Below are 14,430 nucleotides of genomic sequence, written 5' to 3'. Positions count from 1 at the left end.
ATTTATCGACTGTCATGACGATTGCGCCCTTCCATGCGGAGGGCTTTTCTTTTGCGCACGCAGCTTCTGCGGCGCCCTGATGCACGGCGTTGCCTCCCCACAAGCCGATGATGACATGTAACTGTCACGCAAACGTTATAATCGGCAGAGACGAATTCCATGGAATCGATTGGCGCGCAGACCGCCGAAGCTTGGGAGTGGAACTGGCCAGCATGGAAACTGTCTTTGCCCTTTGCGCAATTCTGCTCCTCGGCTTCAATCTTCTCGGCATCGTTCTGGCCGGCTGGCGACTGACGAGACCCGACGCGGAAAACGATCTTGTCCGGCAAACACCGGCTGTCTCGCTTGTGGTGCCGCTGCGCGGTGTGGAAAACTTCACGTCGCTGACCCTGTCGCGCGCCTTCGAACTCAACTGGCCCAATTATGAGCTGCTGTTTTGCGTCGCCGATGAATTCGATCCCGTGATCGAGGAAGTTCGCACCGCGCAAGCCGCCTTTCCCTCGGTTTCCATGCAATTGCTCATTGGCGATGACCGTATCAGCGCCAATCCGAAACTGAACAATTGCGTCAAGGGCTGGCGCGCCGCCAAACATGAATGGGTGATTCTCGCCGATTCGAACGTGCTGATGCCGAAGTCCTATATAGCCACCATGATGTCGGCCTGGCGGCCGGACAGCGGGCTGGTCTGCTCGCCGCCGCTCGGCTCCCGTCCGGCCGGTTTCTGGGCCAATGTGGAATGCGCCTTCCTGAATGGCTCGCAGGGACGCTGGCAATATGCGGCGGAAGCGATCGGCATCGGTTTCGCGCAGGGCAAATCTATGTTGTGGAACAAGCCGTTTCTAGAAGACCACGGCGGCATTCGCGCCCTTGCTGCAGAAATCGCCGAGGACGCCGCCTCGACGAAACTGGTGCGAAACGCCGGCCGCAAGGTGCATCTGGTCAGCGCCCCGTTCGAGCAGCCGCTCGGCCAGCGTCATGCCGGCGAGATCTGGTCGCGCCAGACCCGCTGGGCGCGGTTGCGACGCGTGACCTTCCCGCAATATTTCGCGCCGGAAATCTTCACCGGGGCGCTTCCCCCGCTCCTCTTCGCGCTTGCCGCCGCGGCGATGATGGATGTAAACCTCGCCGCAACCGCCTTTGCCGTCCTCGCCCTCATGTACGTGCCGGAACTTGCGCTCGCGGCCCTAAACCGCTGGCCGGTATCGCTCCACACACTGCCGGCGATGATCGCCCGCGACATGATCATGCCCATCGTCTGGGCGCGCAGCTGGATCGGCAGCGCGGTGGCATGGCGCGGCAATGTCATGACAATCGGCACGGCAGAAAGCACCCTGGCCGGTCCATCAACGGAATAAATCACAGCTATTTGGAAGACGTTACGCCGGAAAGCTGATGTTTTGCTTTAAAATGGTCGGAGTGGAGAGATTCGAACTCCCGACCCTCTGGTCCCAAACCAGCGCCTCGGACGGCAAGACAAGCATTGTTGATATCTGAGAACGCCCGTTGATACCCGTTCGTTCCCGTTAAATTCCGTTGTTCCGTTGGCGGTTCGTTGGCGGTAAATTGCCACCGGAACAACTGCTGAATGGACCGACTCCCGACAGGAGTCAAGCCGCTTTCTCCTCCGCAAGGAAGCGGTCGCGGCGCGTTTCCGATCCAACCCGCTTCTTTCGGGCGAACGCCTGGTTGACTGGGGAGTATTCCCCGGGAATCACATGGCTGTAGGTCTTCCGGAGCGTCTGGACATCGGTGGAGACGTAGGTCGAGACATCCTCGATCGGAACCCCGGCCTGAAGCAGCCACGTAACGCAGGTGTGCTTGAAGGAGTGTCGGTTGAGCTGCGCAGCACGCTCCTCGGACATGACTTCGCGACGAAGACGAAGGAACGCCTTCTTGCAGTCGACAGCCTCTCCTGCGAACTCCACTAGGTATCGTGAGGGCTTCACCTTCCCGTAGCCGTCCCGCCAGCGCTTCATGACTTCGACGAGGCGGTCAGGGATCCGGCACGGGTTTGCCTGCTTGTTGTGGGGAACCCGTTCGCCGTCGGCAGCGCGATAGTAGATCTGGTTGTCGAGATCCACCCACGGGCGCCCCGGCTCGTCGTAGAACGATGCCGTGATGATGTCGGCCGTCCGGCTTCCGGTCAGCGCGGCGACGACCATGAAGCGGGCGATGTGGGTGGCGACCCTGTGGGTGGGCTTGCCATGCCACATGTGGCGCCTGCGGCGCGCAGCCTTGTAGAGATTCAGGAACTCCTCCAACGAGTAGTAGTGCATGCGCGCGGGAAGGCTTGGAGGGATGGCGTAGTTCAGCTCGCCGTCATACTTCTTTACCTTTCCCTCGGAGGCGCAGAAGTTCACGATCGCACGGAACTGGATCAACTCATTGCGGACAACCGACTGGCTGCGGCCCTTCTGGTATTCCTGAGATTTCTTGCGCTTGATCTCGGAGACGAACAACTCACCCCAGAATGCATTGAGCCGCTCGATCATGCCGAGCAGTTCACGCTTCTTAGCAGGCTTCATAGCCTCGATGATCTCCGCCTGCTCCTGCAAATAGTACAGGATCAGATCCCCAACCTTAACTTCGGAAGCTAGCAGACCACCCTTGATCTCGACCTTCGCGTAGCGCTCCACATTGTATTCGTGGAGCTTCAGAAGCGCTTCCTGCCTCGCTATCTTAGCTTCTTCAGCATTTGAGAAACTGCATCCTGTCGCAACTTGCTTGCTTCCGTGCTTGATGAACCAGGTGCCTTTGTGGGTGAGCTTGCCCGCTTTGTCGTAGCGGGGCTTTCGTTCGAGAATGTGGGGTTCGTCGACTTCTCTCGGCATCCGTCCAGCCACTCCTTTATCATCGTTCTCGTCACGTACATGTTCTTGTCGTTCGGCCGGAGGACAGCTAGCTGCCCACGCGATATGGCCCCGCGAAGCGTCTTGACCGTGAAGTTTGGACTGGGCGTTCCCGGGAGGTCCTTGCCGACATAGAGTTGGCCGCCCAGCTCCGGCAGGCACACGACCTCGAACAAGGTCAGCGGCTCATCCGGATGCGGATCCCGAACCTTCCGAGCTGGAACCGACGACTTCGGATCCAGGACGCGGCGGATGTCGTCGAGCGCCGCCAGGGCATCCTCTTGGTCACGAACCTGACGATCCACCAGATCCTCGAACTCCGCCATCACCCGGTTGACCTCGCGGTCGATACGACTGATGAAGCCGCCGTCGGGATCCTCAGGTCCGTCGTGCTCGGTCAGGCCGCGCGATGCCAGATAGCGATCCCAGTTATCCAACTGCTCTTCCGTCTCGCGCTGCTGCTCGTCCCGTTCGGCGTAGTATTCCCGCTCGTTGCGCTCGGCAGCCTGCAGGCGGTCGATGAACGGCTTGAGACTAACGATGTTGTCGATCACGGATACCTCCGTTGTTGTTCTGTTGTTCAACCCGGCAACCTATCGTCGGCGCCTTAACGCTGTGCTGACGGTTGCGGTGAATCCTTTGTAAAATCCCCATTAACCGAACGCGGGGTTTGTGTCCGGGTGATTTCTGCAGATTGCGCCAGCACGGGCTGGAGGGGCTTGCTGTGATCGCGAACGGCAGCCGCCACCACTTCGCCGGAGATCTCGCCCTTGTCAGCCAGCTCCTCAGCAAGGCGCTCGATGACGTCGCGATAGCGTTCCACAAGCTGGCTCGCGCGCAGGAGCTGCTCGTGCAAGATCTCGTTGACCTCGGGTTCGAGGCGGTGGCGGCGCAGCGACATGTCCGCTCCATAGCCGTCCGACATCAGGCCGGCGCCGAATCCGGCGACCGCGAGCATGTGCAGGGCGGCATCGGTGGCCTGCTGCAGGTCATGAGCGGCACCGTCGCAGTGATCCCCGATGAGCAGCGTCTCGGCTGCTACGGATCCGAGATAGATCGCGATCTCGTTCTGCCACCATCCTTTGCTCTTGCGCTCTCCGAACTTCCCGGAGAACTCGGCGTAGCCAGCCGCCTGCGCCGCGACGTTGGCGAAAACCTGCTTGTGGACGACGATGTTCTTGAGATCGCGGTGACCCAAAGCAATGCCCACAACCGCGTGGCCGAGTTCATGGATGGCCGTCTCCAGACGCTGCTCGCGCGACAGCGGGCGCATTTCCGGCATCGACGCGGAGACATGCTCAACGCTGACCGGCACCTGCTTGCGGCGCGCCATACGGCGCGCATCGCGAGCGATGCGCTCCAGATCTGCGCCGGAGAACCCTTCCGCGCGGGCGACGACGGACGAGACATCCACGGTTGCCTGCAGATGATACTGCAGGATCGCGGAGCGCGCGGCAGCGTCGGGCAGCTCGATGGCAATGTGGCGGTCGAGACGGCCCGGGCGCAGCAGCGCAGCGTCGATGTTGCCGGGATGGTTGGTCGCCCCGATGACTATCACGCCGGGGCGGTCGATAGCGCCGTCGAGGCATTCGAGAAGGCCGTTCACGACACCGCGATTCCAGTCGTCGTGGGAGGCCTTGCCCAGCGATCCGCGCTGCGGGAAGTTGTCGATCTCGTCGATGAGAATGACGGCCGGCGCATTCTTGCGAGCTTCATCGAAAGCGTCACGCATCGCGCGCAGCAGGCTTCCCTGGTGGCCGTCACGCGTGCCGAGCCAGGTCGAATAGCTGCCGACGACAAGGTGCGCGCCGAGGCTTTTCGCCAGCGCACGGGCGAACGTCGTCTTTCCGCAGCCGGGCGGGCCGGACAGGAGCAGGCCGGAATCGACGTCGTCCCACCCGATGACGCTCGCATCGTAGTCTTCGAGATCACGCTTCAGCTCCAGACCCCATTCCTTCGCGCTACCGTAGCCGTGCAAATCCTCGAGACGCGGGCCATCGTCCGTCTTCTGCGGCAGAACGGGAGCAGCTTCCGCCTGGGGCGGCTGGAATCCGCGCATACGCTGCAGGACGTTCTTCACGCCGCGTCCGGTCTTGCGGAGCACCAGACGGACTTCGGCGGGCAACGACATGATCTCGCTGGCCTCGTCGACGGTGACCTCGGTGCCCGTGACCTCCATGATGGCGCGCTGCACCAGCGCCATGTCCAGATCGGCGACGTCGATGACGGCATCGGCGATGGCGGACGTGCGTGAAGCGAGGACGGCCTCCTTGTCACCGCGGCGGCAGATGAAGACCGAACGGAAATTGGCGAAGGTCACCGTCGTCCAGGGATCATCCTTGTTGGGAATGACCTTCTCGTTCACCTTGCGCGGAGTGATTTCGAACAAGTCCGCGCGGTAGTCGTTGCGGCGAGAGAAGTCATATTCATCCTCGCATTCGCTCTCCGTCGCCATTGCCTTGAGGATGTCGTAGGCCGCCTGCTGCCAGTGGCCAGCACCATCGTCGCCCGGAATGACGACAACAAGGACAAACGCGCGGTTGGTGCGATACGGACGCAGCGCGCGATGCAGATGGAATTCGGCGATCCAGCGATCGATGGATTTCGTTTCGTCGGACATGTGTCACCCACATTGTTGATCGGAAAAGCGGTTCTGTGGGTTGATGGGAATCAGTTGCGGCATTCATCGCAGATCGCGAAGACGCGGCCGGGATGGACTTGTGCGCGGTGGCTGCCGCACTCGGAGCAGATGTGCCAGGACATCGATGAATAGCCCTCGCAGAATTTCAAAGCCCGCCAGTTCTGCTCTACACCGACAGAATGCTTGTCGAAGTCGACGGTGAGCCAGCCACCAGGGTTAGCGGAGATGTTCGTGAAGACAATGCCGCCGAACTGCTTGCGCGCCTTTTCGAGCAGCTCCTGCGCCATCGCGCGCCAGCCTCTTGGGAGAAGGTCGAGGTCAATGGTCATTCGTCGGTCTCCTTCATAGCGGGCAGATAGAAACTCCAGTCGGCGATGGCATCCTCGATCAGGCGCTTCCGGCGCTTGGACAACCCATCGTGCCGATAACGGAAGTGCGAGATCAGCCAGCCCGGTGCGCGCTCCTCGAAGCCGGTGAACTCGATGTCGTGGAGGAAGCCTCTTTCGTGAAGCGCGGCGAGCATCTGTTCGATGAACGGCTCCATTTCAGCCCTGACCAAGATGCGGTCGGCAGCAGGAACAGCATCTCCGTACCGAGCGAAGAGAGCGTCTCGCCATGCGGTGTCAGACATCACTTCATCCCTTCCGTCAGTTCCTTGAACGTCGACGGCGTGAACCGAACGTCCGGCATGTCGACACCAACATCCCGGGACCGACCGATACCGGGCAGCGCGCCATGAGCGTGGCCGTAGAAATGGTAGCCGCCCTTGCGCTCCCACTGCCAGGACCGCTGGGCGTAGTGTGCGAGGACGAGCTTGTGGCCTTCGTCTTCGGCGAAGATGAATCCTTCGGGGCGCTTGTCCCACGGCAGGCCGGCGATCGTGGGATGCAGCTCGCCATGGCGGAGGTCGTGATTGCCGATGCACAGACGCTTGCGGCCATTCAGGCGGGAGAAGATCCAGCGGATCTTGTCGGCCTTCTCGTTCAAGCTGAAGGCGAAGTCGCCGAGGTGATAGACGATATCCTGCTCGCCGACGACCGCGTTCCATTGCTGGATCAGATGTTCGTCGTGCGCCTCGATCGACGTGAAGGGGCGGTTGGAGAGCTGCAGGATATTGTCGTGCAGGAAGTGAGTGTCGGAAATGTAGAACTTGCGGACGAAGGACATGTGGAAACTCCAGAAACATAGACACAGAAGAGCGGCCGCCTCGTGGGCGGTTCAATCGTCTATTCGGGCTATGAGGAGTTCCATGGTCATGTTGACGTCGTTTCCTTTATCCGGGACAAGACTTAGCAGGACCCGGAGAGGTTGTGAGCCCTTCGTGTACCGGATCCTGCGGAAGTGGTAAAGGATTATTTAACGGATATATCCGTTATTTGCATCCACCCAGCATCAGCGTGCGGATCGATAGCTTTTCATCATGGTAATCGCTGAACTGCTCGCGAAGAGCAGCATGGAGATCCTCCTTGGTTTTCCATTTGCGGTCGAATTTCTCCCCCGTGACGAGTTCGAATTCGGAGATCAGATTCCTCGCGTGAACTCGGAGCCAGCGCTTTTCCTCGTCCTCGCGCGCTCGAGCCTTTTCCCGGATCTTCTCCTCTTCGGTCATGTTCATTTCGTGGCGGATCATCGAGATCATCGAGCGCCTAGCACGATCGCCGATCTCGCCATCTCGGTAGAGTTTTCTGTTGCTGTAGACGGCGAGCGTGGCTTCGTCGTTCATCTTCTTCCGGATGCGCTCGCGAAGGACGGGATCTGCGACGTCGGATAGCGAACGAACGCCCGACAAGAATGCCTGAGGGTTCTTGGCCTCATCGGCATCAGGCTCCTGTCCGCTCGTATCGAGCAGTTCTTCCAGCTTGTCCTGGTAGTCGACCATGTAGTTCGCGGAAGCGAGCATGTGCTGCGGCCGGCCGTCGGCAAGGTCATTGGCCCAGGTCTGTCTCCACATCAGCCACTCGGGCAACCGCCGGCCATCAACGATCACCTGCAGGGATGCAACGAGGATGCCCTTCATAATTTCATCTGCGCGGGCGACGTTCGGAAACCGTCCGCCTCGAATGGTGCCGATGATGTAGCTGAACTGGTTGCTCGTCCGGCTGGGATCCTTGCTGGCAGAATAGGTCGAGAAGAGGTTCGCAAGCTTCTTGCCTTCTTCCTTCGCCTCGTTCGAGAGCAGGAAGCGGAGGCGCGGCCGGACCTCATGGAAATCAATGGTCTCGGTCATGCGGCGTACTCCATGGAGCCTTCGATGTGGTTCGACAGGCGCTTGGCAAGCTCCATTGCATCGCCTTCTGAAATCCTCTTCCGGAAGATCATGTGATCCTCGGCTCCGTCCAGCCGCCATTGCACTTTCAAGGTCTTCTCCTGCTCACCACTCCAGGCCCGGTAGTATTGGATCGGATCGAGAACCATTTCTTCGATCGCATCGATCGTCGTCAGCGTATCGTTGAGCGTCAGCCTGATATCGCTGCAGGATTCGAAGAGCACCGCGGGAGCGTGCTGAACCAGAGAGTTCCCGGGTAAGCTAGCGACCGGCTTCGCGTCATCCCCCCAGACGCGACTGCGGCGCGCAGATTCGCCGACGCTGGCGATCTCGATCCTTTCCTGCTTGCTTCTGCTGAGCAGATCCGGATCCTCCGCCTCTTCCTGGACAAAGCCCCACGCGGCAGCATCTGGGCCGAGCCTGTCGATCTGATCGCGGAGGCTTTCACCGCGGAAGATACGGTTGTGGTATCCCTCCGAGATCGGCTCCCCGTTCAGCATTTCATTAATGGCGGCCGTCCAGAGGCGGAACAGGACCTGATGGCTCAGATTGACATATGAGGTGTCGGTGGCGATGAGCTGGTTGATGGCTTTCAACCAGATGTCCGATCGGACACGATACTCTTCAATATCCGTGCCGCCGAACTGCTTGATCCCGGCGCCGTCGTAGCTGGCGCGGATGCGGCGGTGGTCGGGAGCGGCGAGCGTGATTTCGAACTCGACTTCGACGATCGGGTTGCCCCGGGTCGTGCCCCTGATCGGATTGACCGCGATCTTGAAGGCCCGAATGCGCTCGAAGTCCCGAGCGACGTTCTCAAGCATTCGCGTGCGCAGCTTGCCGCTGTGGATGCTGCCATCCTTCTCCCGCGGGAAACTGACCCATGTTCCGATCTCGTCAACGCTGGCGGTCACGACGACGGTGTTGTCCTCGCCCGGGAACCATACGCGGCCGGACTCCCACACCTTTGCCAGGAGGACACGATAGAGCGGCTGCGAGAACTTGCATTTCATCTTCGGCAGCGCAGCGAGTTCGAGATACGCGAACTCCCGCTTCTCGGTCATGATCCTGCGCATTGGATCCGGCAGGCCGAAGTGGATGGTCTCGACGTCGTTTTTGCTGGAGAGCCAGGAGACGAGCAGCGGTACCTGTTGATAACGCTGGCCGTCGTCCGTGCCGAAGGACACCGTGTTCTTCAGTAGGCGCCTCAATGATGCCTTCACGGCATCCCGGCGAGCTTCCGCACCGAAGTAGTGCAGGACATGCGACATAGGAATCGTGTGCATATCGGCGGTCAGACCACGATCGGCTTCATAGGCCGAGGACAGAAGCAGATCGTGCAGCGCGGCATCGTCTGATGTCAGCTTCGAATTCCCGTCGACCGTCATTCCCTTGAGCAGCTCGACCGGCCTCGGAGATTCCGGAGCAATGTGCTCCAGGTTGCTCGGCTTCGCGAGAGCGGTTGAAAGGGAGCCGCGTGGCTTCGGTCTGAAATTCTGGCGGTGTGGTCTCATGTGTCGTCCTCCTGCAACTATGATTGTCGCCGGCGGAGAACGGTGCAACGTCTTCGTCCACCTCGCGATGGAAACAGGACGAAACCTTGCGCCGCAGGGGTTTCAGCGTCTTCGTCCTGTGTTCGTTACAGACTGAACGAAGACGCGGTAGTGATGGCGATGAAGGTCTTCGTCCCAGAAATCCCGCACACTGGACGAGAACGAGCGGAAAAGTCGGGATTTTTGAGACGAAGACGTATTTCAGGCGATGCTAAAGTCGGGATTTTTGAGACGAAAACAAAATGGACAAATCCTTGCGACGCGGGAGCTGTGGGCCTGTCCAAATTGTCAACTCTGGACAACCCTAAGAGAGTTTGCGTGTGTGGGCGTGCGCGCGACCTCGGAAGGGTCATCACCGCCGCGATGTTCCGGATGGGCTTACGACTCTCCAGGATGCGACAAACCTGACGGTTCTCGTGAGCGCTCCGCTCCCGCTCCGCTCGACCAGCTACCGCGTTTCCACCTACTGGAGTAGTGCCGGCCTTTTTGTCCCTTGCAACGCCACGCCCGATCTTTTGCGTAGTGCAGGTTAGTGCGGAAAGGAGGACGGGATGCCGAGGATTGCTAATCCGAAGAACGAGGTGGGTCGCCGGAGAACCGCGGCGTATCGCAAGGCGCAGGCGGCTCTGGGTGCCAAAGAGACGAAGGGTCGACCCGAAGCATCGGACGTTGACCGGGCGCTGGCCGCCGCCGTTGCGGTGTTCTGTGGCCTTGGTCATCCGTCTTCTGAAATGCAGGGCATCATCCGCCTGGCGAAGGACCTCCTGAAGCAACGAGGCTTTGACACGCGCGAGACGAAGCTGAAGATCCAGTCCAGAATCCTCCTGCGCTCCGATCTTCACCAGCTTCGCGAAATTCACCGTTCCGGGTCTTCGGAGGCGCCGACAGGAGCATCACTATGACCAGTCTCGATTCATCGCCGTCCTCCCATTACTTCTCACTTGAGAATCAGGAATCTCCGGATTTCCGTAGTGACGGCCCGACCGCCACGCCCGTCACGATCCGACCTGTCTTAAGGCTAAAGTTCCGCGCGCCGACACACCACCCACGCCGCAAGGCGATCAAGGCGGCCCTGGAGGCTTTGAAGATCGTGGCGGATCGGGACGCGGACTACGCCCGGACACAGAACGGTAAAGGATTCAGCAAGTCCGATTCCTCGTCCGGCCACATGCTGAGCGAAGCGACGATCGAGCGGGCCATGCAAGACGACCAGCTCGCCGAGCGAATCCTGAAGATGGCCGCCCGATACAGGCGGCAGGTGCTGCGCCTCAGGCAGATGGATCTTCTGTGACGGCCTTGCGGCCGGCGAAGGCGGAGCACATCATCATATCGAACATTTCATGTTCTTATCTCGTACGACTTTGGCCGGGCACTGCTCGGCCATTTTTCGTTGTGCGGTTCTCGCCGGTGATCGATCATCATTCTGGGAGGACGACAGAATGAATATCGAGACATTTCCGGAATACACGGCAGCGACACGCCAGGAGCCATCGTTCGTCCACATCGGTCAGGTGTGGGAGATGGAAATCCTCGCCCGGGTGTTCACGGTTCTCGGCTGCACGAACCTGATCGTTTCCGACGGGCTTTCGTTCCTCGCCGATCGGCTGGTGAATGGCGCCCGCCACGAATCCTTCGTCTACATCTCCGACCAGGATGATGATCATGGCTATGTCGACATCTGCGACTTCCTGCTCGACGATCTTCAGGATGGCTGCGCGCAGCTCGCGGTCGCCATTGCCAAGGATCAGTGCTCCGCCGCGCCTCGAATCCTTAAATCGGCAGCCGATCACGCCTCAAACTTCTGCCGCGAGATCTGCCATCTGAGCTGATCGATAGGGCTTTACGAAGGATTCAGATACGGTCCTTATTCACGGAGGGAACCGTGAAGGATCCGAACATGCGCTTTATCGAACTTTTCGCCGGAATCGGCGGGCTTGGCCTAGGACTGGAACAAGCTGGTCTCCAGCCGCTGACGGGCTATGAGAAGTGGGACAAGGCGATCGATGTCTGGCAATTCAACAACAAGTCCAAGGCGTTCCAGGTCGACCTCGGCGACGTCGCCGCGGCCTCTCTGCATATCATGGGATCCTCGCCACGGATGATCGTGGGAGGTCCGCCTTGCCAGGACTACTCGACCGCTGGCAAAGGCGTTCTCGGCAAGAACGCAGCGATGACACAAGCTTTCGCGATGACGATCGTCGTCGTTCGGCCAGAATGGTTCATCTTCGAGAATACTCAGCGCGCGCCACTGAGCCTCAACTACCGCCAGGCCCGGGCGATATGGAAAAGAGCGGGGTATGGTCTTACGGAACTCATGGTGATGGCTTCGCACTACGGCACACCACAGGCCCGAAAGCGTTTTTTCTGCATCGGTCGTCTTGGCGAAGTGGACGGATTCCTGGAGTCCGCCATCCGGGATGCAGCTTCGAAAACACCTGTGCCTGTCCGATCGATCCTTGATCCCGATCGCTTCCCCGACGACGCTGAATTGATCCGCCGAGGAGGATACTTCGTTCGGCCCTACACGAATGGAAAGGGCGTTCATCGGCTCGACAGGCCAGCACCAACGATCATCAGGTCGTCGACGGGCAAGCCGAACAAGGCCTATCGCGAGAACCCGCACCGAACAGATCACATGACCTATGACGAAGCCTTCCAGCTCAAAGAGCACCAGGCCATGCGGATTCAGGGCTTTCCCGCCGACTTTGACATGGGCGGATATCGTCTTCGACGGACGGGCAAGGAATATTCGAAGCGTGACGTCATGCAGATGATCGCCAACGCCGTACCGCCGCCTTTGGCCGAGAAGCTCGGTGAAGTCATCCTCGCCCGGGCCGAGGGCAGATCCATTCCAGCGATTGACCCGGGATTCGAGAAGTTCCTGCAGGATCATCCTGATAAGGATTTCACTCCGGCGAGCATTGCCAACGTCAAGTCGCGCGTGAACCGCGCCCGGCGACTGCTGCACGGCAGGACATACCAGGACATCGCCCTCGAACTCGCCGATCTGGAAGACACGGTGGAGTTCGCCACTCTCGATGTGCGGCAGAAGTCCGACCTTCGCGCCGCGCTGCGCCTCTACCACGAATACATGTCCGACCGGCCGCCTTCGAAATACGCTCGCAAGATCCTGAAGAAGGGCGAGAAGCCCAAGCCGGTTATGCCAGACTTCGGCCGCCGCCCGCACGCTACCGATGTCTCCGACGTGGCGCCTTCCGAATCCTCTGGCAAAACGAAGCTCCGCAGACGCTGGGCGCCAGAGACACCGAACGAAGAGGCCAGTGACTTCCACATCGATGTCGGTCCTAACATGGATCCGCGCCACGAGCCGGACGTGAAGCCCTCCGACAGCGACCGTCTACCTCGCGACAAATAAACTGAAACCAGCCGGATCCGGGTGCAGTTCCCCGCTGCAAGGGCATTCTATCGGCCACTCGGTAGCGAGGAATACATCTTGCTTGCCGAGCATCATGCAGATCCGGAAAGGAGGACGCATGACCGAACCCGAATCTTGAGACAGAGCCATCGAAGCCGCCAGTCGACTGATCGCCGCTGCAGACGGAGAACGGCTGCCCCTCGATGAGCGGCCGCGCTTCTCGATCCCATGCCGCCCGGACTACGACGATGACATCGTACTGATGGATTTCCTGCGTGCGGTGCCGATCAACGGCGGCTGCATCAAGCGTTGAAATGATCCCGCAGCGCCTTCAGCCTCGCCGCCATCTCGTCAGCGGTGAGTGGCACTGGAGCTGACGGCGCCCGCACCTTGATCGCCTTCGGAGGCCGCTCCGGCTTCGGTGTGGCCACAGCTTCCTTCACGCGCTGCTTCCGAGCCTTCTGCCGCGCCTGCTCGAACTTGTTCTGCTCCGGCAGCTTGGATGTTGTCGACTGCGGCGCCGTCGGCTTTCGGGGGCTGTCCCCGAAGATGCGGCCGAGCAGGAAATAGACGGTTCTCGGATTCCACTCGGCTCCGGCGGCGGTCTTGATGCCTTCTTTGTTCAGGAGCCGGGAGACATCGGCCGGCTTGCGGAAGCCCGCCCGGGCGTATCCTCTGATCTTCTCCGTCAGCGTCGTGGCCATCTTCGCCGCGGCTGCCTCCGTCAGGCCAAGATGGGCGCGATCCTCCTCCCGGTTCTTTGGCGGAAGCTTGCCGTAGTCGGATTCCTTCGACATCGGCGCCCGATCACGCTTCTGGGCGCCACGCTGCATCGATCTGACCTGAGACTTGCTCCCCATCATCTCCCCCGAGTTGCCCGCCGTAGATTATGCGCGCCCGGCTTGTTGTCAACGATGCCGATACCAGTTGCGCCGGCGGGGTTGCGGGTTCCGCGCTCTCGCCCAGGATTGTGGGCGGCTGCGCTGGACTGTCTGTGTGCATGTGCTGGTGTGGTCGGGTGTGCCTGCAGGCGCCGATGCGTGTTCGGGTGCGTTCTTCGTATCCCTTCGACGGTCGACGTCGATTTCGGATCCGCCTGCCGTCCAGTATCCTCGAATGCCTCATCAATCGATTACAAGGGGCATACAGAGCCTCTGGCGCCATTCCGGCATTCGGTATCAGGAGAATTCTCAGAGGCCACTTCTTGACCCGCTTTTTGAGCATTCTCATCACCGTCTTCATGACGGCGGACTGGCGTGAAGTGCAGCGGAAGAAATGACAAGATTTGTGTCATTTATTGTCAGCATTTCAACGGATAACTCCGTCATCCCTTGCCGCTGCAGTCGATGACCCCGTTTTACCGCCGGCCGATTGCGCCGGTGGAAATTTCGACATCCGGAAATGAGCTGTTCTGGGGCGATAACAGGCGAATTTGTCAGCATATTTTGAGGGTTTGCTTTAGCGCGTCATCAGAACCGATGACCAACCGCCGGCGGAATCTGGCCACCAGGCGGCTCTGCAGGGCGACATACCGGCGGATCCGATCGTAAAAAGTTTGTTTACAGATCCTCATAATTACTACTGCAACAAAAACTACACTGAAAAATATTCCGATTTATTCGATTTTATGCTTGCGCCGTCATCGATCTTGAACCGCACCGGATTTACCGGAGACCCCAACTCGTGAGAAGTAGGGTCTATGACAAGCAAGACGACGAACAAATTCTCCCCTGAAGTCCGCGCCCGTG

General features: G+C 59.9%; 13 protein-coding genes. 5 read left to right on the top strand and 8 right to left on the bottom strand.

Annotated elements, in window-relative coordinates; translation table 11 throughout:
• Window positions 1-212: 212 nt before the first annotated feature.
• On the top strand, window positions 213-1,355 hold the full coding sequence (locus ACQZ48_RS18215; protein WP_142914250.1) for a ceramide glucosyltransferase: 1,143 nt from the start codon (window positions 213-215) through the stop codon (window positions 1,353-1,355).
• Between the two features lie 252 nt (window positions 1,356-1,607).
• On the opposite strand, the gene ACQZ48_RS18210 is transcribed toward ACQZ48_RS18215, so the two are convergent.
• The 7 genes from ACQZ48_RS18210 to ACQZ48_RS18180 all read right to left on the bottom strand — a co-directional run bounded on the left by ACQZ48_RS18210 (window position 1,608) and on the right by ACQZ48_RS18180 (window position 9,267).
• The gene (locus ACQZ48_RS18210; RefSeq protein ID WP_448729156.1) at window positions 1,608-2,831 is read right to left on the bottom strand and encodes a hypothetical protein; all 1,224 of its coding nucleotides are present in this window, start codon (window positions 2,829-2,831) and stop codon (window positions 1,608-1,610) included.
• 625 nt (window positions 2,832-3,456) lie between these two features.
• Window positions 3,457-5,469 carry an AAA family ATPase gene (locus tag ACQZ48_RS18205; protein WP_448729155.1) on the bottom strand — a complete coding sequence of 671 codons (2,013 nt, stop codon included), beginning with the start codon at window positions 5,467-5,469 and terminating at the stop codon, window positions 3,457-3,459.
• Between the two features lie 50 nt (window positions 5,470-5,519).
• Window positions 5,520-5,819: a hypothetical protein gene (locus ACQZ48_RS18200; protein WP_448729154.1), complete on the bottom strand. Its 300-nt coding sequence runs from the start codon at window positions 5,817-5,819 to the stop codon at window positions 5,520-5,522.
• A complete protein-coding gene (locus tag ACQZ48_RS18195; protein ID WP_448729153.1) occupies window positions 5,816-6,121 on the bottom strand; it encodes a hypothetical protein in 306 nt (101 codons plus the stop codon). The genes ACQZ48_RS18200 and ACQZ48_RS18195 overlap by 4 nt, the downstream gene beginning before the upstream one ends.
• Window positions 6,121-6,657 (bottom strand): hypothetical protein, encoded by a 537-nt coding sequence (locus ACQZ48_RS18190; RefSeq protein WP_448729152.1) that lies wholly within the window; start codon window positions 6,655-6,657, stop codon window positions 6,121-6,123. Before ACQZ48_RS18190 ends, ACQZ48_RS18195 begins: the two co-directional genes overlap by 1 nt.
• 205 nt (window positions 6,658-6,862) lie before the next feature.
• Window positions 6,863-7,717: a hypothetical protein gene (locus ACQZ48_RS18185; RefSeq protein ID WP_448729151.1), complete on the bottom strand. Its 855-nt coding sequence runs from the start codon at window positions 7,715-7,717 to the stop codon at window positions 6,863-6,865.
• Complete coding sequence (locus ACQZ48_RS18180; protein ID WP_448729150.1) at window positions 7,714-9,267, bottom strand: replication initiation protein; 1,554 nt, start codon at window positions 9,265-9,267, stop codon at window positions 7,714-7,716. The genes ACQZ48_RS18185 and ACQZ48_RS18180 overlap by 4 nt, the downstream gene beginning before the upstream one ends.
• 590 nt (window positions 9,268-9,857) lie before the next feature.
• On the opposite strand from ACQZ48_RS18180, the gene ACQZ48_RS18175 reads away from it, so the two are divergent.
• From ACQZ48_RS18175 to ACQZ48_RS18160, 4 genes are all read left to right on the top strand, one after another.
• A complete protein-coding gene (locus ACQZ48_RS18175; RefSeq protein ID WP_448729149.1) occupies window positions 9,858-10,208 on the top strand; it encodes a hypothetical protein in 351 nt (116 codons plus the stop codon).
• On the top strand, window positions 10,205-10,597 hold the full coding sequence (locus ACQZ48_RS18170) for a hypothetical protein (RefSeq protein ID WP_448729148.1): 393 nt from the start codon (window positions 10,205-10,207) through the stop codon (window positions 10,595-10,597). Before ACQZ48_RS18175 ends, ACQZ48_RS18170 begins: the two co-directional genes overlap by 4 nt.
• A 148-nt stretch (window positions 10,598-10,745) precedes the next feature.
• Window positions 10,746-11,135 (top strand): hypothetical protein, encoded by a 390-nt coding sequence (locus tag ACQZ48_RS18165; protein ID WP_448729147.1) that lies wholly within the window; start codon window positions 10,746-10,748, stop codon window positions 11,133-11,135.
• A 53-nt stretch (window positions 11,136-11,188) separates the two neighbouring features.
• Window positions 11,189-12,682 carry a DNA cytosine methyltransferase gene (locus ACQZ48_RS18160; protein WP_448729146.1) on the top strand — a complete coding sequence of 498 codons (1,494 nt, stop codon included), beginning with the start codon at window positions 11,189-11,191 and terminating at the stop codon, window positions 12,680-12,682.
• Window positions 12,683-12,984: 302 nt separating this feature from the next.
• On the opposite strand, the gene ACQZ48_RS18155 is transcribed toward ACQZ48_RS18160, so the two are convergent.
• On the bottom strand, window positions 12,985-13,515 hold the full coding sequence (locus ACQZ48_RS18155; RefSeq protein ID WP_448729145.1) for a hypothetical protein: 531 nt from the start codon (window positions 13,513-13,515) through the stop codon (window positions 12,985-12,987).
• Window positions 13,516-14,430 lie beyond the last annotated feature (915 nt).

The sequence above is a fragment of the Agrobacterium sp. 22-209-1 genome, assembly GCF_053522485.1.
Note: the sequence above shows the minus strand (reverse complement) of the source record. Positions and strands in the feature narration are given on the sequence as shown.